We start from the raw sequence: 25,838 nt of genomic DNA, 5'->3' as shown, positions 1-25,838 counted from the left end.
ATCATATAATAATCGCTAAAAAACAATTTCTACTTGTTAATAGATGAAATACAATTGTGTTTAATCAAATTCAGAAACAAAATGGAGTTTAATATTTGGATATTTTTGCTGCGTCATTTGTAAAGAAAAAGGAGAGTCTGCTAAAAAGACAAGTTGATTTCTTTTATCTTTTGCTAAAAAGCGTTGCTTCACTCTTACAAACTCTTTGTATTCATCAGTTTTAGAGTTTTCAGGGTCTACCCAACAAGCTTTATGCACATTTAAGTTTTCATAGGTACATTTAGCACCATATTCATGTTCTAATCTATATTGTATAACTTCATATTGCAAAGCTCCAACAGTTCCAATTACTTTTCTACCATTAAGTTCTAATGTAAATAATTGTGCAACACCTTCATCCATTAATTGGTCAATGCCTTTAAAAAGCTGTTTAGACTTTAAAGGATCAGCATTGTTTATATATCTAAAATGTTCAGGCGAAAAGCTTGGCACACCCTTGTAATTTAAAATTTCTCCTTCGGTTAATGTATCTCCAATTTTAAAGGTTCCGGTGTCCTGTAAACCAACAATATCACCAGGGTAGGAGATGTCCACTATTTCTTTCTTTTCTGCAAAAAAAGCATTTGGACTTGAGAATTTTACTTTTTTATTATTTCTAACATGTAAATACGGCGCATTACGTTTAAATTCACCAGATACAATTTTCACGAAAGCTAAACGGTTTCTGTGATTAGGGTCCATATTGGCATGAATTTTAAATACAAAACCACTAAATTTATTTTCGTCAGGTTTTACCAAACGCTCTTCACTTTGTTTTGGTCTAGGTTTAGGAGCTATCTCAACAAAACAATCCAGTAATTCTCTTACTCCAAAATTATTTAAGGCAGATCCAAAAAATACGGGTTGCTGATTTCCATTCAAGTATTCATCTTTATTGAAATCTGGATAAATACCTTCTACAAGTTCAATTTCTTCTCTTAGAGTATTGGCTGCTTTTTCTCCTACTAATTTATCTAATTCAGAAGAAGATAAATTAGAAATCTCAACAGTTTCTTCAATATCTTTTCTACTATCTCCACTAAATAGATTAACGTTTTTCTCCCAGATATTATAAATACCTTTAAAATCGTAACCCATTCCTATTGGGAAACTTAATGGGGCTACCTTCAACCCGAGTTTTTGTTCAACTTCATCTAATAAATCAAACGCATCTTTTCCTTCTCTATCCATTTTATTAATGAATACAATCATAGGTATGTTACGCATGCGACATACTTCTACTAACTTCTCAGTTTGTTCCTCTACACCTTTTGCAACATCTATAACAACAATAACACTATCTACAGCGGTAAGTGTTCTAAAGGTATCTTCAGCAAAATCTTTGTGTCCTGGTGTATCTAAAATATTAATTTTAATACCATTATATTCAAAAGCTAAAACAGATGTAGCCACAGAAATCCCACGCTGGCGTTCAATCTCCATAAAATCACTCGTGGCACCTTTCTTTATTTTATTACTCTTTACGGCACCAGCTTCTTGTATAGCACCACCAAAAAGTAATAATTTTTCTGTAAGCGTAGTTTTACCAGCATCGGGATGCGAAATAATTCCAAAAGTTCGTCTGCGTTGTATTTCTTTTAAAAAACTCATATATAATATTACAAATAGTTTTCAAAGATAATATTATTAGGGGTTTTAACTACCACTTATCTAAATAAGCTGTTCTCTCAAAGAAGTTAAATGTACATTAAGCGAAATTTGAAAAAGTAAAATTGAGTTTCTTTTATTTTTGTAGAAATTATAAAAGTGACTTTAACTTTATTTTGTGTCTTAATTGTAAGATATAAATACCATTTAGTATAACACGACAATTATGTTGATTTACTAAATAAATTTATTTTTTAAAAAACTTGTCATTTGTGTTAACAAATGTTAAGTTTGTCATTTTAACGGTAATATTTGCGTTTTAAAGATTTTTTAAAATATTTTTTGTGTGTTAAAATCAACAATATTTTTTATTTAACATAAAATACTACTTAGTTACACTTGTTTTTGTAAGGCAAAATGCGCTAAAGCAAAAACTGTATTTTGTATTATAATTATTATCAAATAAACATTAACTCATCTATTAGCATTATGACTAATTTTACTCAATTAAAATTGAATACTAAATTAGGATTAGCCAATAAACCTTGCGCTTTTCTCCTAATGATTTTCTCTCTTTTTATTATTCCAAATATATCCTCAGCCCAATGTTCTGGATCAGAACTTACTGGGACTACAGATATTTTAAACAATTACACTACTGGTACATATTCTTACAGCGAATTAGATGTGGATGGCACAGGTGTTAATTTTTCCCTTAACGTTACAGGTGAAACAACAGGTGTTATTACTCAAATTCAAGGAGGTTCATTTAATGGTGTAAGTGGTTTAGACTTAAGATCACAAGGATTTACTACAGGAGCAACTTTTACTATAATGTTTTCTCAACCTGTTAATTCAGTTAGTTTTGACTTAGGACATGTCAACGGCTCTTCAGGTGGAGGAGGAGATAAATTTGTTATTAGCGGACTAGACGGCTTATCTAATACAATAGTGCCAACTGTTGATGAGACAAATGATCCTAGCAATACTTATGATGTCACTACTAACGCGACTAATGTTGAGATAGATTCTAATGGTAATGGTGGAACACCTGGTAATGCAACAGTTAGTTTTTCTGATCCAGACGGAATTAACTCTTTTACAATTTTTTGGAATGAGTGCGATATTTGCGCTGGTGGTTTTCATGGTGGTATAATTAGTGATATGACATTTTGTGTAGATGCTCCGGCACCGCAATTAGATGTTACAAAAACTGCTAGTCCAAGTGGTGATGTTAGTCCAGGTGATACAGTTACTTATACAATCAATGTAGATAATACAGGAACCGTAAATGCAGAAAATGTAACCGTAGATGATGTGTTGCCTACTGGTGTAACTTACGATGGTGGTACTGCAATGAAAACATATTGGGTAAATAGTGCATCAAGTTCTTTTACGCATTCTATGACGCCAGCCAATCAAACATTTACTGCAACTGGTTTAACACAAAGTTATACAGTTACTGCTGCAGATATACCAGCTGGCGCAATTATAACATCATATTCTTATGATGTTACTGTAAGTACAACAGATTGGTTATCCGAAATTTCACTTTTAGGAACCTACCCAGGGGGAACCGTTAATGGCTCATCTTTCGGTGGCAACGTTGCTGGTACTAATATAAATCAAACAGGTTCTGGTACTATATCCGGATTACCTTCTGCTCTTGGTACATATACTTTTGTTTGGGATGATGCAAATGATTTTGGTGGTACTTTTAATACAGTAAATAGTGCTTCTTTCACAATTAACTATATAACAAGAACGCAAATAACTGATGCCGCAAATGCACCAACTAATATGGTAATTCCTTTAGATGCTATTATATTAGAGCCAGGAGAGACAATGTCTGTTACGTTTGATGTTACAGTAGATGCAGGTGCTTCAGGTACTTTAACTAATAATGTAAATGTTGGTGCTGATGGATCTCCGGTTTTTTCAGACAATGTAAGTAATACAGTTATAGCAGTTCCAGATCCATGTGATGCAGTTGCATCTGGCAATCCTGATAACGATGGTGATGGTGTAAGTGATATATGTGATGAAGACGATGACAACGATGGTATTTTAGATTCAAATGAATTATATTGTAATCAGTCTACTTATGCAAATTCAAATTTTGGCACAGGGGCATTTCAAGAGCAACTTTATATTTTTGATTGGTCAAACGTAGGAGCAAATTTAAATAATGGTGATACTCAAACTTTTACTATAAACGATTTAATTATTACAGCTACATTTTCTAACGTAGCAGTAACAGTAGGTTCAGGTAATATTACCCCAACAGATATGATGACTTGGGCTGAAGCTAGAATTTCTGAATTATATAATACACCAGGAGGTAATGAGGCTTTATATGGTTCTGCATTAATAGAAGCTTTTTCTTTTACTGTTGATTTCGTAGCGACTAAAAATGGAGTACCCTATCCTTTAAATATTATAGCGTTTGATGCTGAATCAACAACGGATAATGGTGGAGAATCTATTTCCTTTCAATCAAATGGTGGAGATTGGACATTTTTGGAAGGTATTGATGTTGGTGCGGGTACGTTAGGTGATTTTACCCTAAATTCAAATACACTTACAGTCAATGATACTTTTGATGCTAATGAAGGTAATAGTTTATATGTTTCAGAAGGCGCGACTTCAATCAATGTATCAGTCGTTTCTCCAGGAACTGCTCAACAAGCTGTAGGTTTTGCAATTAGATTGTCTTGTGATACTGATGCAGATGGAATAGTAAATTCTCTTGATACAGATAGTGATAATGATGGTTGTCCAGATGCTTTAGAGGGTGGAGATAATATTCCGTTAAGCAGTGTTGATGGAAATGGAAGGTTAACAGGAACAGCAGATGCTTCAACAAATGGAGTCCCTAATAATGTAAGTTCAACCACAGGTCAAAGTGTTGGTGCTTCAACAAATGCTTCAACCTTTGATTCGTTTGGTCAATGTGATTCTGATAATGATGGAACAGTAGACGCCAATGATTTATGTCCAGGGTCAGATGATAATGCTAATGCTGATGGTGATAGTGTGCCTGATGGTTGTGATGAAGATGACGATAATGATGGGATTTTAGATGTCAATGAAGGGTTTTCAATAACAACAAACTCTGCACCAGCATGTGGAACCCAAACCATATTAAATTTTAATAATCCATTTACAGAAGAATCAGGTGATGGAAATGCCGCCACATTTTTACAAGGCGAAACTTTTAGGTTTCCAAATGTAGCCGCAGGTATTGATGCATTGGTAACTATAGTAACATTAAATGGAACTTCATTACCAACTTTAGATGATAATGGTTCTAACCCTAATGCTTTTCAACCTCAATCAGCATTTAATTTAGTTAATATAGGTGACCAAGCCTACACAGAATTTAGGTTCGATTTTGTTACAACAGGAGGAACAGTTGGTGTTAATGATGTCATTATCCCTGATTTTTTTGTTAATTTTAATGATGTTGATGGCAATAATAGTTTTGGAGAGCAAAATTGGTCGCAGTTACCTATTGGTTATTTTGCAGAAAATCCAACAGAATTAACTATAGAAACTGTAGATAATTTTGTGGTAGGTACGTCCGGTAATGTTGAATATACAGGTGTAACAAATAATTTTCCCCAAGTTAACTATGCAACACAACATCAAGGTAAATCTTCTTACACTATTCGTTTAGGAGTGGTTGCAAGAGTAGCTGGTGCCTCTGGTACTGGTAGACAGCATAACGTGGAATTTGATTGTGCTTCAAATTTTAGTAATCCATCAAGTACAACAACGGTTGATACAGATGGAGATGGTCTAGCAGATCATTTAGATACAGATAGTGATGGTGATGGTTGTCCGGATGCTGTTGAAGGAACAGCAGGAATACTTTCTTCAGAATTAGATGGTAATGACAGAGTACCAGGAACAGTAAGTTCTAGTGGTGTGCCAAATTTAGTAAATGGGGGTAGTGGACAAGGAGCAGGAAGTTCTACAAATGCAAGTGTTTCTGCCTGTGAGCCAACTGCAGTAGACGATACGGCAAGTGTAGATGAAGATGATACGGTAAACATAGATGTCTTAGACGACGATAATTTTGGAGGCGATGGCCCAAGTACAGGTACGATAACAATCACAAGCGGACCAACAAACGGAACAGCTACGGTAAATGATGGTGGTACACCAAACGATCCAACCGACGATACGATTGATTACACCCCAAATGCGGATTACAATGGTCCTGATCAAATCACTTATGAGATTTGTGATGCCGATGGCGATTGTACCACGGCAGTAGTAGATATCACAGTAGATCCAGTAGATGATACACCAACTGCAGTAGACGATACGGCAAGTGTAGATGAAGATGATACGGTAAACATAGATGTCTTAGACGACGATAATTTTGGAGGCGATGGCCCAAGTACAGGCACGATAACAATCACAAGCGGACCAACAAACGGAACAGCTACGGTAAATGATGGTGGTACACCAAACGATCCAACCGACGATACGATTGATTACACCCCAAATGCGGATTACAATGGACCCGATCAAATCACTTATGAGATTTGTGATGCCGATGGCGATTGTACCACGGCAGTAGTAGATATCACAGTAGACCCAGTAGATGATACACCAACTGCAGTAGACGATACGGCAAGTGTAGATGAAGATGATACGGTAAACATAGATGTCTTAGACGACGATAATTTTGGAGGCGATGGCCCAAGTACAGGTACGATAACAATCACAAGCGGACCAACAAACGGAACAGCTACGGTAAATGATGGTGGTACACCAAACGATCCAACCGACGATACGATTGATTACACCCCAAATGCGGATTACAATGGACCCGATCAAATCACTTATGAGATTTGTGATGCCGATGGCGATTGTACCACGGCAGTAGTAGATATCACAGTAGACCCAGTAGATGATACACCAACTGCAGTAGACGATACGGCAAGTGTAGATGAAGATGATACGGTAAACATAGATGTCTTAGACGACGATAATTTTGGAGGCGATGGCCCAAGTACAGGTACGATAACAATCACAAGCGGACCAACAAACGGAACAGCTACGGTAAATGATGGTGGTACACCAAACGATCCAACCGACGATACGATTGATTACACCCCAAATGCGGATTACAATGGTCCTGATCAAATCACTTATGAGATTTGTGATGCCGATGGCGATTGTACCACGGCAGTAGTAGATATCACAGTAGATCCAGTAGATGATACACCAACTGCAGTAGACGATACGGCAAGTGTAGATGAAGATGATACGGTAAACATAGATGTCTTAGACGACGATAATTTTGGAGGCGATGGCCCAAGTACAGGCACGATAACAATCACAAGCGGACCAACAAACGGAACAGCTACGGTAAATGATGGTGGTACACCAAACGATCCAACCGACGATACGATTGATTACACCCCAAATGCGGATTACAATGGACCCGATCAAATCACTTATGAGATTTGTGATGCCGATGGCGATTGTACCACGGCAGTAGTAGATATCACAGTAGACCCAGTAGATGATACACCAACTGCAGTAGACGATACGGCAAGTGTAGATGAAGATGATACGGTAAACATAGATGTCTTAGACGACGATAATTTTGGAGGCGATGGCCCAAGTACAGGTACGATAACAATCACAAGCGGACCAACAAACGGAACAGCTACGGTAAATGATGGTGGTACACCAAACGATCCAACCGACGATACGATTGATTACACCCCAAATGCGGATTACAATGGACCCGATCAAATCACTTATGAGATTTGTGATGCCGATGGCGATTGTACCACGGCAGTAGTAGATATCACAGTAGACCCAGTAGATGATACACCAACTGCAGTAGACGATACGGCAAGTGTAGATGAAGATGATACGGTAAACATAGATGTCTTAGACGACGATAATTTTGGAGGCGATGGCCCAAGTACAGGTACGATAACAATCACAAGCGGACCAACAAACGGAACAGCTACGGTAAATGATGGTGGTACACCAAACGATCCAACCGACGATACGATTGATTACACCCCAAATGCGGATTACAATGGACCCGATCAAATCACTTATGAGATTTGTGATGCCGATGGCGATTGTACCACGGCAGTAGTAGATATCACAGTAGACCCAGTAGATGATACACCAACTGCAGTAGACGATACGGCAAGTGTAGATGAAGATGATACGGTAAACATAGATGTCTTAGACGACGATAATTTTGGAGGCGATGGCCCAAGTACAGGTACGATAACAATCACAAGCGGACCAACAAACGGAACAGCTACGGTAAATGATGGTGGTACACCAAACGATCCAACCGACGATACGATTGATTACACCCCAAATGCGGATTACAATGGACCCGATCAAATCACTTATGAGATTTGTGATGCCGATGGCGATTGTACCACGGCAGTAGTAGATATCACAGTAGATCCAGTAGATGATACACCAACTGCAGTAGACGATACGGCAAGTGTAGATGAAGATGATACGGTAAACATAGATGTCTTAGACGACGATAATTTTGGAGGCGATGGCCCAAGTACAGGTACGATAACAATCACAAGCGGACCAACAAACGGAACAGCTACGGTAAATGATGGTGGTACACCAAACGATCCAACCGACGATACGATTGATTACACCCCAAATGCGGATTACAATGGACCCGATCAAATCACTTATGAGATTTGTGATGCCGATGGCGATTGTACCACGGCAGTAGTAGATATCACAGTAGACCCAGTAGATGATACACCAACTGCAGTAGACGATACGGCAAGTGTAGATGAAGATGATACGGTAAACATAGATGTCTTAGACGACGATAATTTTGGAGGCGATGGCCCAAGTACAGGCACGATAACAATCACAAGCGGACCAACAAACGGAACAGCTACGGTAAATGATGGTGGTACACCAAACGATCCAACCGACGATACGATTGATTACACCCCAAATGCGGATTACAATGGACCCGATCAAATCACTTATGAGATTTGTGATGCCGATGGCGATTGTACCACGGCAGTAGTAGATATCACAGTAGACCCAGTAGATGATACACCAACTGCAGTAGACGATACGGCAAGTGTAGATGAAGATGATACGGTAAACATAGATGTCTTAGACGACGATAATTTTGGAGGCGATGGCCCAAGTACAGGCACGATAACAATCACAAGCGGACCAACAAACGGAACAGCTACGGTAAATGATGGTGGTACACCAAACGATCCAACCGACGATACGATTGATTACACCCCAAATGCGGATTACAATGGACCCGATCAAATCACTTATGAGATTTGTGATGCCGATGGCGATTGTACCACGGCAGTAGTAGATATCACAGTAGACCCAGTAGATGATACACCAACTGCAGTAGACGATACGGCAAGTGTAGATGAAGATGATACGGTAAACATAGATGTCTTAGACGACGATAATTTTGGAGGCGATGGCCCAAGTACAGGTACGATAACAATCACAAGCGGACCAACAAACGGAACAGCTACGGTAAATGATGGTGGTACACCAAACGATCCAACCGACGATACGATTGATTACACCCCAAATGCGGATTACAATGGACCCGATCAAATCACTTATGAGATTTGTGATGCCGATGGCGATTGTACCACGGCAGTAGTAGATATCACAGTAGACCCAGTAGATGATACACCAACTGCAGTAGACGATACGGCAAGTGTAGATGAAGATGATACGGTAAACATAGATGTCTTAGACGACGATAATTTTGGAGGCGATGGCCCAAGTACAGGTACGATAACAATCACAAGCGGACCAACAAACGGAACAGCTACGGTAAATGATGGTGGTACACCAAACGATCCAACCGACGATACGATTGATTACACCCCAAATGCGGATTACAATGGACCCGATCAAATCACTTATGAGATTTGTGATGCCGATGGCGATTGTACCACGGCAGTAGTAGATATCACAGTAGATCCAGTAGATGATACACCAACTGCAGTAGACGATACGGCAAGTGTAGATGAAGATGATACGGTAAACATAGATGTCTTAGACGACGATAATTTTGGAGGCGATGGCCCAAGTACAGGTACGATAACAATCACAAGCGGACCAACAAACGGAACAGCTACGGTAAATGATGGTGGTACACCAAACGATCCAACCGACGATACGATTGATTACACCCCAAATGCGGATTACAATGGACCCGATCAAATCACTTATGAGATTTGTGATGCCGATGGCGATTGTACCACGGCAGTAGTAGATATCACAGTAGACCCAGTAGATGATACACCAACTGCAGTAGACGATACGGCAAGTGTAGATGAAGATGATACGGTAAACATAGATGTCTTAGACGACGATAATTTTGGAGGCGATGGCCCAAGTACAGGCACGATAACAATCACAAGCGGACCAACAAACGGAACAGCTACGGTAAATGATGGTGGTACACCAAACGATCCAACCGACGATACGATTGATTACACCCCAAATGCGGATTACAATGGACCCGATCAAATCACTTATGAGATTTGTGATGCCGATGGCGATTGTACCACGGCAGTAGTAGATATCACAGTAGACCCATTAGATGATGATCCTATTGCAAACAATGATGCTGGATCAACTAATGAAAATGTTGATGTGATTATTAATGTCACAGGAAATGATATAGATTCAGATGGTACAATTGATGATTTAACTATAGATTTAGATCCTAGTACACCAGGGCAGCAAAGTACATTTACTGTATCAGGAGAGGGAACATTTACTGATAATGGAGATGGAACAGTTACTTTTGACCCTGTACCTGGATATAATAATGGTACTACTACAATTACATATACGGTAAATGATAATGATGGTAATACATCCAATGTGGCAACTATATCTGTAACGATACCAGCTTGTCCAAGTTCTTTAGATAGTGATGGCGATGGTTTAACCGATTGTGAAGAAACAACTGGTATAGATGATCCAAACACACCAGAAGATCCAAATGATTATCCAGGTGGACCATTCGATCCAAACGATCCATGTGATCCAATCGGTATTGATTCAACAGATAGTGATGGTGATGGCTTAACTGATTGTGAAGAAACAACAGGCATAGATGATCCAAACACACCAGAAGATCCAAATGATTATCCAGGCGGACCATTCGATCCAAACGATCCATGTGATCCAATCGGTATTGATTCAACAGATAGTGATGGTGATGGTTTAACTGATTGTGAAGAAACAACAGGCATAGATGATCCAAACACACCAGAAGATCCAAATGATTATCCAGGCGGACCATTCGATCCTAACGATCCATGTGATCCAATCGGTATTGATTCAACAGATAGTGATGGTGATGGTTTAACCGATTGTGAAGAAACAACAGGCATAGATGATCCAAACACACCAGAAGATCCAAATGATTATCCAGGCGGACCATTTGATCCAAACGATCCATGTGATCCAATCGGTATTGATTCAACAGATAGTGATGGTGATGGTTTAACCGATTGTGAAGAAACAACAGGCATAGACGATCCAAACACACCAGAAGATCCAAATGATTATCCAGGCGGACCATTTGATCCAAACGATCCATGTGATCCAATCGGTATTGATTCAACAGATAGTGATGGTGATGGCTTAACTGATTGTGAAGAAACAACAGGCATAGATGATCCAAACACACCAGAAGATCCAAATGATTATCCAGGCGGACCATTCGATCCAAACGATCCATGTGATCCAATCGGTATTGATTCAACAGATAGTGATGGTGATGGCTTAACTGATTGTGAAGAAACAACAGGCATAGATGATCCAAACACACCAGAAGATCCAAATGATTATCCAGGCGGACCATTTGATCCTAACGATCCATGTGATCCAATCGGTATTGATTCAACAGATAGTGATGGTGATGGTTTAACCGATTGTGAAGAAACAACGGGCATAGATGATCCAAACACACCAGAAGATCCAAATGATTATCCAGGTGGACCATTCGATCCAAACGATCCATGTGATCCAATTATAGCAAACTGTTTTCCAGTAGCTAATAATGATGGTGGAACAACGGATCCTGGAATTGATATTATTATTGATATAACTATTAATGATTCTGATCCAGATGGAACAATTGATGATTTAACTATAGATTTAGATCCTAGTACACCAGGACAGCAAAGTAGTTTTACAGTACCGGGAGAAGGTACATTTACTGATAATGGAGATGGAACAGTTACATTCAGTCCAGCTCCAGGTTATACTGCAGGAACTACAGTGATTACTTATACTGTACTAGATGATGAAGGTAATATATCTAATGTTGCAACAATAACTGTAGTTGTTCCTCTATGTACATCAACTGTTGATAGTGATGGCGATGGTTTAACCGATTGTGAAGAAATAACAGGCATAGATGACCCAATAACTCCTGAAAATCCAAATGATTATCCAGGTGGTCCAACAAGTGATCCAAACGATCCATGTGATCCAATCGGTATCGATTCAACAGATAGTGATGGTGATGGTTTAACAGATTGTGAAGAAACAACGGGTATAGATGATCCAAACACACCAGAAGATCCAAATGATTATCCAGGCGGACCATTTGATCCAAACGATCCATGTGATCCAATCGGTATTGATTCAACAGATAGTGATGGTGATGGTTTAACAGATTGTGAAGAAACAACTGGAATAGACGATCCAAACACACCAGAAGATCCAAATGATTATCCAGGCGGACCATTTGATCCAAACGATCCATGTGATCCAATCGGTATCGATTCAACAGATAGTGATGGTGATGGTTTAACAGATTGTGAAGAAACAACTGGAATAGACGATCCAAACACACCAGAAGATCCAAATGATTATCCAGGCGGACCATTTGATCCAAACGATCCATGTGATCCAATCGGTATTGATTCAACAGATAGTGATGGTGATGGTTTAACAGATTGTGAAGAAACAACTGGAATAGACGATCCAAACACACCAGAAGATCCAAATGATTATCCAGGTGGACCATTTGATCCTAATGATCCATGTGATCCAATCGGTATCGATTCAACAGATAGTGATGGTGATGGTTTAACAGATTGTGAAGAAACAACTGGAATAGACGATCCAAACACACCAGAAGATCCAAATGATTATCCAGGCGGACCATTTGATCCAAACGATCCATGTGATCCAATCGGTATTGATTCAACAGATAGTGATGGTGATGGTTTAACAGATTGTGAAGAAACAACGGGTATAGACGATCCAAACACACCAGAAGATCCAAATGATTATCCAGGTGGACCATTTGATCCTAATGATCCATGTGATCCAATCGGTATCGATTCAACAGATAGTGATGGTGATGGTTTAACTGATTGTGAAGAAACAACGGGTATAGACGATCCAAACACACCAGAAGATCCAAATGATTATCCAGGCGGACCATTTGATCCTAACGATCCATGTGATCCAATCGGTATAGATTCAACAGATAGTGATGGCGATGGTTTAACCGATTGTGAAGAAACAACGGGTATAGACGATCCAAACACACCAGAAGATCCAAATGATTATCCAGGTGGACCATTTGATCCAAACGATCCATGTGATCCAATCGGTATTGATTCAACAGATAGTGATGGTGATGGTTTAACAGATTGTGAAGAAACAACGGGTATAGACGATCCAAACACACCAGAAGATCCAAATGATTATCCAGGTGGACCATTTGATCCTAATGATCCATGTGATCCAATCGGTATCGATTCAACAGATAGTGATGGCGATGGTTTAACAGATTGTGAAGAAACAACGGGTATAGACGATCCAAACACACCAGAAGATCCAAATGATTATCCAGGTGGACCATTTGATCCAAACGATCCATGTGATCCAATCGGTATTGATTCAACAGATAGTGATGGTGATGGTTTAACAGATTGTGAAGAAACAACGGGTATAGACGATCCAAACACACCAGAAGATCCAAATGATTATCCAGGTGGACCATTTGATCCTAATGATCCATGTGATCCAATCGGTATCGATTCAACAGATAGTGATGGTGATGGTTTAACTGATTGTGAAGAAACAACGGGTATAGACGATCCAAACACACCAGAAGATCCAAATGATTATCCAGGCGGACCATTTGATCCTAACGATCCATGTGATCCAATCGGTATAGATTCAACAGATAGTGATGGTGATGGTTTAACTGATTGTGAAGAAACAACGGGTATAGACGATCCAAACACACCAGAAGATCCAAATGATTATCCAGGCGGACCATTTGATCCTAACGATCCATGTGATCCAATCGGTATAGATTCAACAGATAGTGATGGCGATGGTTTAACCGATTGTGAAGAAACAACGGGTATAGACGATCCAAATACACCAGAAGATCCGAATGATTATCCAGGCGGACCATTTGATCCGAATGATCCATGTGATCCAATCGGTATCGATTCAACAGATAGTGATGGCGATGGTTTAACAGATTGTGAAGAAACAACGGGTATAGACGATCCAAACACACCAGAAGATCCAAATGATTATCCAGGTGGACCATTTGATCCAAACGATCCATGTGATCCAATCGGTATTGATTCAACAGATAGTGATGGTGATGGTTTAACAGATTGTGAAGAAACAACGGGTATAGACGATCCAAACACACCAGAAGATCCAAATGATTATCCAGGTGGACCATTTGATCCTAATGATCCATGTGATCCAATCGGTATCGATTCAACAGATAGTGATGGTGATGGTTTAACTGATTGTGAAGAAACAACGGGTATAGACGATCCAAACACACCAGAAGATCCAAATGATTATCCAGGCGGACCATTTGATCCTAACGATCCATGTGATCCAATCGGTATAGATTCAACAGATAGTGATGGTGATGGTTTAACTGATTGTGAAGAAACAACGGGTATAGACGATCCAAACACACCAGAAGATCCAAATGATTATCCAGGCGGACCATTTGATCCTAACGATCCATGTGATCCAATCGGTATAGATTCAACAGATAGTGATGGCGATGGTTTAACCGATTGTGAAGAAACAACGGGTATAGACGATCCAAATACACCAGAAGATCCGAATGATTATCCAGGCGGACCATTTGATCCGAATGATCCATGTGATCCAATAGCAACTGGTTGTGAGGCTTCAATTAATGTGACTAAAGTTGCAGATGTATCAGGAACATCATTAGGAAATCGAATTAATTACATAATTGAGGTTGAGAATACGGGTGATTATGTTTTAAGTAATATTGTACTTGTAGATACATTTACTGATATTAATGGTAATGTGATTTCTCTAACTGAAGAACCAACATTTGTAAGTTCTACTTTAGATAGTGAAGAAGGAACACTCCTAGTTGGTGAAATTGCTACATATACTGCAAGCTTTACAATAGACCAGGCAGCAATAAATGCTGGTGGTGTAAGTAATGTTGTAATTGCCAGAGGAAGTAATACTACTGCTGGTACTGTATCTGATACAAGTGATAATGGTGATGATTCTGATGGTAATGTTTCAGATGATCCAACAGTTACTGAGCTAGGTTGTTTAATTGTATTTAATGAGTTCTCTCCAAATGGAGATGGAGATAATGATACTTTGATAATTAATTGTATTGGAAACTTCCCTAACAATAAATTGGAAGTATATAACAGATGGGGTAACCTAGTTTATGAGAAGAGAGCTTATAATAATGATTGGGATGGAACATCTAATGGAAGAGCTACAGTCAATGCTTCTGAAAAGTTACCAGTTGGAACATACTATTATGTTTTAGACTTTGGAGATGGTACTAAACCAAAAGTAGGATGGTTATACATAAATAGATAATATAAAGTAAACGACTAAAAAAAGATTAAAAAAATGATACAAAAATCGTCATTAATAAAAAGTTTAATTTTAGTAGTGTTTACTGCACTATTAAGTTTAGAAACTAAAGCACAACAAGACCCGCAGTACACGCAATATATGTATAACACAATGAGTATAAATGCGGGTTATGCTGGACAAAGAGATGTATTAAGCGCAACGGCTTTATATAGAACGCAATGGGTTGGTATAGATGGGGCTCCAAAAACAATTACTTTTGGAATTCATTCACCTTTAAAAAACGACAGAATTGGTCTTGGTTTAAACATTGTTAGCGATAGGTTAGGTCCTGCAGAGGAAACAAGTATTGATGCTAACGTATCTTACACTATACCGGTTGATGAAACTGGAGACTTAGAATTGTCTTTTGGTCTTAAAGGAGGATTACATATTCTTGATACCGATTGGAGTAAAGGTGTTTTTCAAAATCCTGATAGAGTTTTTAACGATAATTTAAATTTAATATCTCCAACACTTGGAGCAGGTTTGTATTTGCATTCAGAAAAATGGTATTTAGGTCTATCGGTTCCTAATATTTTAAATACTGATCATTACGATGATTTCCAGGAATCTATAGCTACTGAGCGTTTACACTATTTTTTAATTGGTGGTTATGTATTTAATTTAAGCGATAACACAAAACTAAAACCAGCTTTCTTAGTTAAAGGGGTTTCAGGTGCACCGTTGATAGCAGATTTATCGGTTAATGCTTTATTTAATGAAAAGTTTACTTTGGGATTAGCATATAGATGGGATGATTCTGTAAGTGGTTTAGCTGGCTTTCAAATTAATCCAGGATTATTTATAGGTTATGCTTATGATGCAACCACAACAGCATTGAATAATTATAATAGTGGAACACATGAAATTATGTTGCGCTTTGAATTACAAGAAATAGGTAAAATTTTATCACCAAGATTCTTCTAAAAGATTACAGATATGAAAAAAAGAATATATATACTATCTATATTAAGTGTTTTAGTTTTTAATAATTCTTTCGCCCAAAAAGCAAAAGCTTCGAGAGCTATTAAGAAATATGAAAACTTATCATACATAGATTCTAGAGATCAACTATTGGAATTAGCATCTAAAGAAGATGTTTCACCAGAAGTATTTGAAAAATTAGCCAATACCTATTATTTTAATGGTGAAATGCAAGAAGCTTCAAATTGGTATGGAAAACTATTAGATCTTAAAGTCCCAACAGACCCCGAGAATATTTATAGATACGCATTAGCTTTAAAAGCTCAGGAGCAGTATGCAAAGGCCGATCAAGTTTTAAATGATTATGCAAAAATAAAACCTGAAGATTCAAGAATTAAACAATTTTTAAACAAAGGTAATTATGTTAAAGCAATTGATGATATCTCAAAAGATTTTGAGTTAGTAAATTTAGATATTAATACTGCATTTTCAGATTTTGGAACATCAACATATAACGGTCATTTAATTTTTGCTTCATCAAAAGACATAGATGAAGATATTTATAAATGGAACGAACAACCATTTTTAGATTTGTTTGAATTAAATGAAGACGGAACTGTAACAGAGGTTAACGGCGCAGTAAATACTAAATATCACGAATCTTCTACATCTTTTTCAAAAGATGGAAAAACGGCTTACTTTACTAGAAATAATTTCTTTAAAGGAAAGTTTAAAAGAAGTAATGAGAAAATTAATGGGTTAAAAATTTATAAAGCAACATTGGTTGATAGTGTATGGACAAATATTGAGTCAATGCCTTTTAATAATGATGATTATAATGTAGCGCATCCAGCGCTTAGTGCAGATGAGAAAAAGTTGTATTTCGCTTCAGATATGGCTGGAACCCAAGGTGCCTCAGATATTTTTGTAGTTGATATTAATGAAGATGGTACTTATGGCGAACCTATAAATCTAGGGCCAAAAGTAAATACAGAAGGAAGAGAGAACTTTCCTTTTGTTAGCGAGAAAGGAATTCTTTATTTCTCTTCAGATGGCCATGTTGGATTAGGTGGACTTGATGTTTATAGAGTTGAAGTTGATAAATTAAGTGAGGCATCCACACAGATTCTTAATATTGGAAAGCCAATAAATAGCCCTAAGGATGATTTTGGATTTATTGTAAACGAAACTACAGGTAAAGGTTATATTTCTTCAAATAGAGCAGGAGGTAAGGGTGATGATGATATTTATAGTTTTGTAATTCCAGCGTGTACTAAAGGCGTGACAGGAACAGTTATAAATAAAAGAACACAAGAGATTTTAGCAAGTGCAGATGTGTTTGTTTATGATTCTAGCAGAAATTTACTTCATACTTTAAAAAGTGACGAGTCTGGTAAATTTTCTTTCGATTTAGGTTGTAAAGAGAAAACGTATTTGATAGAAGCTAAAAAAGATAAATACAAAGACGATTTTATAGATTTTTCAGTTAAAGCAGATAAAAATGAAGCCTTAAAATTAGAGCTGAATTTAGAGCCTGAAGGTCCTGAAGTTGCTAAAATAGGTACAGATTTAGCATTATTATTAAATTTAAATCCTATTTATTTTGATTATGATAAATCATTTATCCGTCCTGATGCTGAAATTGAATTAGCAAAAGTTATAAAATACATGACCGAATATCCAAATGTAAAAATAGATGTTCGCTCTCATACAGATTCAAGAGGAAAAGATGCTTATAACTGGGCATTATCTAATAGAAGAAATAAATCTACAATAGCTTATATTATAGAAAAAGGTGGTATTTCTGCCGCTCGTATTACAGGTCAAGGATACGGAGAAACTCGATTAACTAACCGTTGTTCAAATGGTGTTAAATGTTCTAAAGCAGAACATCAAGATAATAGACGAAGTGAGTTTATTGTAGTAGCAAACTAATAGTATTTAACTAAAAATAAAAGGCATCTAAATTTATTTAGGTGCTTTTTGTTTTATAGAGTTTTACTAAGTTATAATTTTGTTTGTATTTTTGTTTTATATGAAAGAAGAAAAAGTAATTCTTGTTAATGAGCAAGATGAACAAATTGGCTTAATGCCTAAAATGGAAGCTCATGAAAAAGCGGTATTACATCGTGCATTTTCAGTTTTTGTTTTTAATGAGAAGAATGAGTTGATGTTACAGCAAAGAGCTTTAAATAAATACCATTCACCAGGACTATGGACTAATACATGCTGTAGTCATCAACGAGATGGAGAAACAAATATTCAAGCCGGTAAAAGACGCTTAATGGAAGAAATGGGTTTTGTTGTAGATTTAAAAGAATCTATTTCATTTATATATAAAGCACCCTTTGATAATGGTTTAACTGAGCATGAGTACGATCACGTTTTGCTGGGTAAATATGAAAATGAACCTATTATTAATCCAGATGAAGTAGCAAGTTGGAAATGGATGCCATTAGAAGATGTAAAGGCAGATATATTAGAAAACCCAGAATCATATACTGAATGGTTTAAAGTTATTTTTGATAAATTCTATGAACACATAAATATCTCCTCTTAAATGAAAGTTACAGTTAGTAGAAAGGCACATTTTAATGCAGCCCATAGGTTGTACAGAAAAGATTGGAGTTTTGAGAAAAATGATGAAATTTTTGGAAAATGTAATAACCCTAATTTTCATGGTCATAATTACGAACTTATTGTAAGTGTAACTGGTGAAATAGATAAACAAACAGGGTATGTTATTGATATGAAGATTTTAAAAGATATTATTAAAAGTGAAGTTGAAGATGCTTTTGATCATAAAAATTTAAATGTTGAAGTTCCAGAGTTTAAAGAATTAAACCCAACTGCAGAAAATATTGTGGTAGTTATTTATAATAAAATGAAAGCTAAATTGAGTAATAATTTAGCTCTAGAAATTACACTATATGAAACGCCACGAAACTTTGTAACGTATTCTGGTAATTAAAATATGTGTTCTTAAAATTTAGAATAAAAAAGCTACCCTATTAGAAGTTAATGTGTAGTTTTGTAATCAATTAAAATAAGAAATTATGGCAAATGTTAGAGATTTAAAAAAAGATATTAATTACGTTTTAGGCGATATTATTGAAGCAGTTTACATTTGGGAGTACTCAAATACAGATAAAGACACTAAAAAGAGTGAAGCTATTATAGATGAAGCAATAGAGACTTTTGATGAGTTAATAGCAAAAGTAAATGCAAAGAATGTTGACAATGCAAAAGCACATTTTAAGGCAATAAACAGCGACTTAGAATCTAAGGGCAGAGCTTTAATAGAAAAAATTAATAATCTTGGGTAAATTTTTTTAACGGACTGCTTGCATATATTGTTTTAGATATTATATTTGCACCCGTTAAAACGCCGATGTAGCTCAGCTGGCTAGAGCAGCTGATTTGTAATCAGCAGGTCGTGGGTTCGAGTCCCTCCATCGGCTCTTAAAAATAAAAAAGCCTTTCCAATTGGAAAGGCTTTTTTATACAAAACTATTTAAAAATCAATTAGTTATTGGCTTCTGTCTTTTTAATACTATTAATATAAGCTTCTAATTCTTTACCATATTTAGATGCTTTTATTTTAGGTGTTAAAGATTTATTTATAGTATCTAATAAATCCATTCTTGCGTTATAAATTTCCGTTAGCGCTAAATATGGTGCTACCTCGCTATCTTTATTGTTTAATGCGAAATTTACAGTAAATAAGAATCTACGTTTCATGCTATTTTCTGTAGCTTTTTTTAGCTTAATAAATTCAGAAGTGTCATTTTCTTTTTGAGCATCAAATTGTTCTTTAATCAGTTCTAAATTTCTATTATTCATTTTAGTAATTAGTAACTTATATTCATCCAATACTTCTTGTTGTTTAGAACCTTTAATATCAGCATCAAAAGCAAAATTTTTCAATGTAGTATTAATTTCTGTAATACCTTTATCTGCAAAAAAGCTAATTCTATCTTTTTCAGCACTATGCTTATCTAAGTATAAATAGAAAACTTCTGGAGCATCTAGTGCACTATGTAGTTCAATATCTTTATTTCCATTAATAATTAATGAATCTACTGTAACTAATAAGGTGTCTTTATCTTTTTTAAGATAGAGTGTTCCTTTTTTTAACCCTTTAATATTAACTTTTACAGTTAAATCACTATGGTCTTTGCCACAAGAAATAAAAAATAATACTATTAATAAGAATGATATTTTTTTCATCGAAATTTTAAATATTTATATAAATACAAATATCAAACAATTAAATGTCTTTTGCTAGTCCCTTAATATTAATTTGTTTTGTTAATTATTTCATAAAATAAGTTTGAGTATGTTTTTGGCACGAGGATTGTAGTATACTAATCGTAATTACATTCGTTATAAAGTTTATTGAGTGGTTACTTTAAACTCAAGAATTGTAATTCATATTTTGGTTGGTTAGTTAGAAAAAAAGCACCCTGTTAATGGGTGCTTTTTTTATTTTAATTAGTTTGTTTCTAAAAATTTAATCACCATGAAAAGTGTATTTCATCGATAATATCGATAAACTCATCTAAAATTGTTAAAATTTAATGTATTTCATCGATTTATAGTGTTTTTAATCGGATAAATATATTTCATAGTTATATATTTGGAGTGTACTAAATAACACACTTTTTAGTTCAATGGATTAATTAATTAATATTTGCATTATGTTGTTAAACAAGGAAACCCCAAATCTAGCTTCATAATATAAAAAGCAAATTGAAAAGAAGCCGAGTTTGAGGGAACTCGGCTTTTTTATGCAATAATTCTAAATGTTAAATTAATTCTATTTCCTATAATTTTTTTTGTTTTAGGAATTTGATGCAGCCAGTTATTTTGAGTTTCGCCTCGCATTAATAAAAGACTTCCGTGTTGTAAAATTAATTTTGTTTTAAGCAGTTTATCTGTTTTGTGTTTAAGATGAAAAACTCGTTCTGCACCAAACGATACTGAAGCTATAATTGGATTTTCGCCAAGCTCTTTTTCATCATCTGCATGCCAGCCATTACTATCGCTTCCATTTCGGTATAAATTTGCTAAACAACTAGTGAATTTTATTTTTAGATCTGTTTCAATTTTGTTTTTTATACCTAACAAATCATCTTTAAATGCATGAGGTTGCATGATTATATTACTGTATTTGTAGTTTTTTTTATTGTCTGCATAAAAAGCTGTTAAACGCGGTTGTAAATGTGTTTTACCAAAAAGAGTTATAGTATCTTGTTTCCATTCAATATTAGCTAATAAACTTTTAAAATAATTATCTGCTTCATTGTTATTAAAGAAATTAGGATAATAAGTGATTTCTGCACCTTTCAGGTTTAAATTTATAGCACTTTCAAAAAGCATATTCTTTTATTTTCTAAATTAGCATAATTCAAAATTATAATGAAGTATACATTAACTTTTTTAATCGCTTTAGTCTTTACTAGTTTATTTGCACAACTTCCAAAAGGATTTGTATATGTACAAGATGTTATTCCAGATATGGATGTTGAATTGCGTTATTTTACTTCAAATAACTTTGTTGGTGTGCCTATTGAAGGATATCAATCTAACAAACTTATTTTAACTGTTGAAGCAGCCGAAGCTTTAAAAAAGGTGCACGAAGCATTACAAGAGCAGAATTTATGTTTAAAGGTTTATGATGGGTATAGGCCACAACAAGCTGTTAATCACTTTATAAAATGGGCTAGAGATTTAAATGATACTATAAATAAACGGATATTTTACCCTAACGTAAATAAAAGAAACTTGTTTAAAGCAGGCTATATTGCATCGCGATCTGGACATAGTAGGGGCAGTACTGTAGATTTAACCATTATTGATGGTAATACTGGTGAAATATTAGATATGGGAAGCCCTTTTGATTATTTTGGAGACATATCGGCGGTTAATTTTGAAGGTATTACAGACAAACAAAAAGCAAATAGACAATTATTGCAAGCCTTTATGTTGAAATTTGGATTTAGAAATTACCCTAAAGAATGGTGGCATTTTACATTACGTTGGGAACCGTTTCCTAAAACTTATTATGATTTTGTGGTGAAGTAAACGTTATGAGTGAAAACGACTTACTTAGTTTCCCCTCAACTTATAACTTTTTAATACCAACGTTTCTTTTTCTTTTTTGAAGCTTCACTTTTACGTCCTTTTCGGTGTTTGCTTCCTGTTTTATTAGACTTATGCACAATAGGTTTTGCTTTAGGATCTAAAGGATAAGGGTGATCTTCAATAATATCTAATTGTAAGCTAATAAGTTGTTGGATGGTTTTTATATAACTTTTCTCGTCTGCAGAACAAAATGAATATGCGATTCCTGTATTTCCTGCTCTTGCCGTTCTGCCAATTCGGTGTACGTAAGTTTCTGGCACATTAGGTAAATCAAAATTTACTACGGCATCTAAATCGCTAATGTCGATGCCACGTGCGGCAACATCGGTAGCAATTAAAATATTAACCTCACCTTTTTTGAATCGGGTTAGGGCATCTTGTCTTGCGGTTTGGCTTTTATCTCCATGAATACTATCGGCTTTATAACCATTTTTTAACAGCGTTTTTTCCAATTTATCTACACCAAATTTTGTGCGTCTAAAAATAATAATATTACCTTTTATTGTGTTTCTTAGCAAATGCAAACACAGTTCAATTTTCTTAGGCTTAGGTACATAATATAAAACCTGAGCCACATTTTTAGAGGTTGATGAGTTTTGAGCGACTTCAATACGCTGTGGTTCGTTTAAAATAGAATTTGCTAACTGCTCAACTTTATGCGGTATGGTTGCCGAGAATAAAAGAATCTGTTTTTCTTTGGTACATAAACGCTCAATTTTTCTAACATCGTCAATAAAACCCATGTCTAGCATTAAATCGGCTTCATCTAAAACTAAGGTTTCAACATAATCTAAATTAATAATATCTTGTTTATGTAAATCGAGTAAACGGCCAGGTGTTGCAATTAAAATATCTACACCTTTTTTTAAAACATCTTTTTGAGGTTCTATAGATGCACCACCATAAACTACAGTTGTTCTTAAATTAGTGTGCGTGCTGTAGGTTTTAAAATTATCTTCTATTTGAATAGCTAATTCGCGCGTTGGGCTAACTATTAGGGCTTTAATAGTTTTGCCTTTTTTAGGTGCGTCTTGATGGTCTAATAACGATTGTAAAATAGGAAGTGCAAACGCAGCTGTTTTTCCTGTACCGGTTTGTGCTGAAACAATAACATCTTTTTTGTTTAGAACAAGAGGAATTGTTTTTTCTTGCACTAAAGTTGGGTTGTCATATCCAGCTTCTGCAACAGCGCGTAAAATGGGTTTGCTTATTTTTAAATCTTTAAAAGACATCTGTAAAAGTTTGCTACAAAGATATAACAAACCAACACAAAGCTACTTTAAAAAGGCTTTCAGTTTATCTCTTTTTGATTTTCGTATAGCATCATTGGTTTGAATACTTTCAATATGTGCTTTGTTTTTTTCTTTATCGTATAATAAATCGAAAAACTGACTTGTAGTTATACTGTTTTTAGCCTTTTCTACTAACTCTAAAGTATCACCAGTTTTAACATGTCCTTCTTTTAAAACACGAATATAAGTGCCAGGAAAACTATGTTTAATAAATTGTTTTAAGATATTTTGATTACCAAATTTAGCACCTAATTTAAAACAAGGTTCTCTAGGTTCTGTAATTTGAATTAGAGCATCGCCTAATTTATAAATATTACCAACATGAATTTCTTTTTCGTTTAATCGAGAAACGGTAAGGTTTTCGCCAAACATACCCCAATGCCAGTCTAAATTTGGATACAGGTTTTTCCAATACTCATAATGATCTTCAGAAAATAAATAACACGCTTTAAATTCGCCGCCATGATGTTTTCTATCGGTAACTTCATCGCCTTTTACATCGCTAGTTCCTAAGAAAATAGGTGCTTTAGTTGGTGTTTTATAAATACCAGTAATCACTTCTTTACCATTCCAAATAATGGTAGTTGGTTTAGCTGTGTTTGTAGAAGTTATTTTCATTTATGCTTTATTGAACAGTTTTTTTATTTCTGGTTTAGAGAGCTCTATTATGGTAAAAACGCCTAATACAATTCCTAAAATACCAGTAAGGCAATTTATAATAGCCATTACAAATATAAAATTATAGTTTTTAAGCGCTTTAATATATTTTGAGACTAAAAGGGTTAATATCCCAATGGTAACACAAAGTACTAGACCGATGCCACCAATAATAACGAAAATCCAACCAAAATTAAAAGGGAGTTCTGCATTGGTGTCTGCATTTTGGGCAACAGCTCCAAAAAATAAGCCTATACAGCCGTATAAAATAAAGAATATGGAAAAGCATAAGGTTAATATGCCTTTTACTAAGTATAAGGTTCTGAAAGTGTTCAAGTTGTTTTTTATGGTTTCCAAATGATGATTTTATTTTTTCGTTTAAAGGTTTTGTGTATGGCTAGTTCGTGGTTTATCGATTAACTTGGTAAGTACTTAACAAACTGAAAATCCTTAAGGGTTTTTAGAAGTATTCGAGAACAAGCAATCACTTATAGTCATTGTTGGGAACTTTTTTTTAGTTAGTGTTATTAACGATTAATCAGGTCTTTCAGGAATGTAAACAACTTCTACATTTATTTCATTCCCATATGTTACTATTATGGAACATAATACAGAAACACTTTCCTTATTGTGGGTTGCAGGTTTAATCACAGGCATTTTTCTAAGCACTCTTAATATTTCTGCCTGAATGTTTACTTCTGAATCTCTCACTTTCATGCCAGTTAAATTTCCCTTTTTGTCGATTATAAAAAATGCTTCTACCTGTTTTGGTTCTGAAAGGTTTAAATCTTTAGATACACTTAAGTTAAACTCTCGCTTAATAAATGTCGATACTTTATTATTAAAACATTCTCTTGTTTCTTCTATAGTGAGATTTTCACAACCATGATAAACTGGCGCAATGTCTGCATCTTTTAATATGATACTATTGTCGGTAGTATAAGTTGCTAAACCGTCATCATGAGAAACGATGCTACATAAACTTAATAAAGCCTGTTCCTCTTGTTCTGTCATATTTCCTTGTGCCATTACTTGTTCCTGAACAGCATTTATTTTCATGATTAAATTACCTTCTGTGTTTCTTAAGGAGTTAGATTCTTTCTTACATGAAAAGCAAAATAGAACAATAAAAATAATTGAAAAGGCCATTAAATATTGGAATCCAAATTTTGTTTTCAGGTTAAAATCGTATTTCATAAGTTT

Annotated in this window: 14 protein-coding genes and 1 tRNA gene; 8 read left to right on the top strand and 7 right to left on the bottom strand. The window is 35.5% G+C overall.

What is annotated here, in order from left to right:
- Positions 1 to 60: 60 nt before the first annotated feature.
- The gene (locus SJY43_RS15910; RefSeq protein WP_396601721.1) at positions 61 to 1,650 is read right to left on the bottom strand and encodes a peptide chain release factor 3; all 1,590 of its coding nucleotides are present in this window, start codon (positions 1,648 to 1,650) and stop codon (positions 61 to 63) included.
- A gap of 486 nt (positions 1,651 to 2,136) precedes the next feature.
- Between SJY43_RS15910 and SJY43_RS15905 the strand changes: the two genes are divergently transcribed.
- The 7 genes from SJY43_RS15905 (at position 2,137) to SJY43_RS15875 (ending at position 20,000) form a co-directional block, all read left to right on the top strand.
- Positions 2,137 to 15,576: an Ig-like domain-containing protein gene (locus tag SJY43_RS15905; protein ID WP_396601720.1), complete on the top strand. Its 13,440-nt coding sequence runs from the start codon at positions 2,137 to 2,139 to the stop codon at positions 15,574 to 15,576.
- Positions 15,577 to 15,609: 33 nt separating this feature from the next.
- Positions 15,610 to 16,542 (top strand): type IX secretion system membrane protein PorP/SprF, encoded by a 933-nt coding sequence (locus SJY43_RS15900; RefSeq protein WP_396601719.1) that lies wholly within the window; start codon positions 15,610 to 15,612, stop codon positions 16,540 to 16,542.
- A gap of 12 nt (positions 16,543 to 16,554) precedes the next feature.
- Complete coding sequence (locus SJY43_RS15895; protein ID WP_396601718.1) at positions 16,555 to 18,474, top strand: OmpA family protein; 1,920 nt, start codon at positions 16,555 to 16,557, stop codon at positions 18,472 to 18,474.
- Between the two features lie 100 nt (positions 18,475 to 18,574).
- Positions 18,575 to 19,099, top strand: a complete 525-nt coding sequence (gene idi, locus SJY43_RS15890) for an isopentenyl-diphosphate Delta-isomerase (protein WP_396603424.1) — start codon at positions 18,575 to 18,577, stop codon at positions 19,097 to 19,099.
- Complete coding sequence (locus SJY43_RS15885; RefSeq protein ID WP_396601717.1) at positions 19,100 to 19,510, top strand: 6-pyruvoyl trahydropterin synthase family protein; 411 nt, start codon at positions 19,100 to 19,102, stop codon at positions 19,508 to 19,510. It abuts the gene before it with no gap.
- An 85-nt stretch (positions 19,511 to 19,595) separates the two neighbouring features.
- Positions 19,596 to 19,865: a hypothetical protein gene (locus SJY43_RS15880; protein WP_396601716.1), complete on the top strand. Its 270-nt coding sequence runs from the start codon at positions 19,596 to 19,598 to the stop codon at positions 19,863 to 19,865.
- Positions 19,866 to 19,926: 61 nt separating this feature from the next.
- A tRNA-Thr gene (locus tag SJY43_RS15875) sits at positions 19,927 to 20,000 on the top strand.
- A 64-nt stretch (positions 20,001 to 20,064) separates the two neighbouring features.
- On the opposite strand, the gene SJY43_RS15870 is transcribed toward SJY43_RS15875, so the two are convergent.
- Positions 20,065 to 20,769 (bottom strand): DUF4369 domain-containing protein, encoded by a 705-nt coding sequence (locus SJY43_RS15870; RefSeq protein WP_396601715.1) that lies wholly within the window; start codon positions 20,767 to 20,769, stop codon positions 20,065 to 20,067.
- A gap of 558 nt (positions 20,770 to 21,327) precedes the next feature.
- The gene (locus tag SJY43_RS15865) at positions 21,328 to 21,921 is read right to left on the bottom strand and encodes an alpha-ketoglutarate-dependent dioxygenase AlkB family protein (RefSeq protein WP_396601714.1); all 594 of its coding nucleotides are present in this window, start codon (positions 21,919 to 21,921) and stop codon (positions 21,328 to 21,330) included.
- A 39-nt stretch (positions 21,922 to 21,960) separates the two neighbouring features.
- Here SJY43_RS15865 and SJY43_RS15860 point away from each other — a divergent pair, with 39 nt between their 5' ends.
- Complete coding sequence (locus SJY43_RS15860; protein WP_396601713.1) at positions 21,961 to 22,626, top strand: M15 family metallopeptidase; 666 nt, start codon at positions 21,961 to 21,963, stop codon at positions 22,624 to 22,626.
- A gap of 50 nt (positions 22,627 to 22,676) precedes the next feature.
- On the opposite strand, the gene SJY43_RS15855 is transcribed toward SJY43_RS15860, so the two are convergent.
- The 4 genes from SJY43_RS15855 to SJY43_RS15840 all read right to left on the bottom strand — a co-directional run bounded on the left by SJY43_RS15855 (position 22,677) and on the right by SJY43_RS15840 (position 25,832).
- A complete protein-coding gene (locus tag SJY43_RS15855; RefSeq protein WP_396601712.1) occupies positions 22,677 to 23,918 on the bottom strand; it encodes a DEAD/DEAH box helicase in 1,242 nt (413 codons plus the stop codon).
- A gap of 42 nt (positions 23,919 to 23,960) precedes the next feature.
- Positions 23,961 to 24,596, bottom strand: coding sequence for an MOSC domain-containing protein (locus SJY43_RS15850; RefSeq protein ID WP_396601711.1), 636 nt, complete (start codon positions 24,594 to 24,596; stop codon positions 23,961 to 23,963).
- Positions 24,597 to 24,971 carry a hypothetical protein gene (locus SJY43_RS15845; RefSeq protein WP_396601710.1) on the bottom strand — a complete coding sequence of 125 codons (375 nt, stop codon included), beginning with the start codon at positions 24,969 to 24,971 and terminating at the stop codon, positions 24,597 to 24,599.
- 198 nt (positions 24,972 to 25,169) lie between these two features.
- Positions 25,170 to 25,832, bottom strand: a complete 663-nt coding sequence (locus SJY43_RS15840) for a hypothetical protein (RefSeq protein ID WP_396601709.1) — start codon at positions 25,830 to 25,832, stop codon at positions 25,170 to 25,172.
- Positions 25,833 to 25,838 lie beyond the last annotated feature (6 nt).

The organism is Algibacter sp. R77976 (genome assembly GCF_044594645.1).
GTDB lineage: Bacteria > Bacteroidota > Bacteroidia > Flavobacteriales > Flavobacteriaceae > Algibacter_B.
This window is presented reverse-complemented; position numbering and strand designations above follow the sequence as displayed.

Bases quoted from the DNA above. Each gene is read 5' to 3' on its own strand.
- SJY43_RS15910 (WP_396601721.1), bottom strand. From the start codon at position 1,650: ATGAGTTTTTTAAAAGAAATACAACGCAGACGAACTTTTGGAATTATT.
- SJY43_RS15905 (WP_396601720.1), top strand. From the start codon at position 2,137: ATGACTAATTTTACTCAATTAAAATTGAATACTAAATTAGGATTAGCC.
- SJY43_RS15900 (WP_396601719.1), top strand. From the start codon at position 15,610: ATGATACAAAAATCGTCATTAATAAAAAGTTTAATTTTAGTAGTGTTT.
- SJY43_RS15895 (WP_396601718.1), top strand. From the start codon at position 16,555: ATGAAAAAAAGAATATATATACTATCTATATTAAGTGTTTTAGTTTTT.
- idi (WP_396603424.1), top strand. From the start codon at position 18,575: ATGAAAGAAGAAAAAGTAATTCTTGTTAATGAGCAAGATGAACAAATT.
- SJY43_RS15885 (WP_396601717.1), top strand. From the start codon at position 19,100: ATGAAAGTTACAGTTAGTAGAAAGGCACATTTTAATGCAGCCCATAGG.
- SJY43_RS15880 (WP_396601716.1), top strand. From the start codon at position 19,596: ATGGCAAATGTTAGAGATTTAAAAAAAGATATTAATTACGTTTTAGGC.
- SJY43_RS15870 (WP_396601715.1), bottom strand. From the start codon at position 20,769: ATGAAAAAAATATCATTCTTATTAATAGTATTATTTTTTATTTCTTGT.
- SJY43_RS15865 (WP_396601714.1), bottom strand. From the start codon at position 21,921: ATGCTTTTTGAAAGTGCTATAAATTTAAACCTGAAAGGTGCAGAAATC.
- SJY43_RS15860 (WP_396601713.1), top strand. From the start codon at position 21,961: ATGAAGTATACATTAACTTTTTTAATCGCTTTAGTCTTTACTAGTTTA.
- SJY43_RS15855 (WP_396601712.1), bottom strand. From the start codon at position 23,918: ATGTCTTTTAAAGATTTAAAAATAAGCAAACCCATTTTACGCGCTGTT.
- SJY43_RS15850 (WP_396601711.1), bottom strand. From the start codon at position 24,596: ATGAAAATAACTTCTACAAACACAGCTAAACCAACTACCATTATTTGG.
- SJY43_RS15840 (WP_396601709.1), bottom strand. From the start codon at position 25,832: ATGAAATACGATTTTAACCTGAAAACAAAATTTGGATTCCAATATTTA.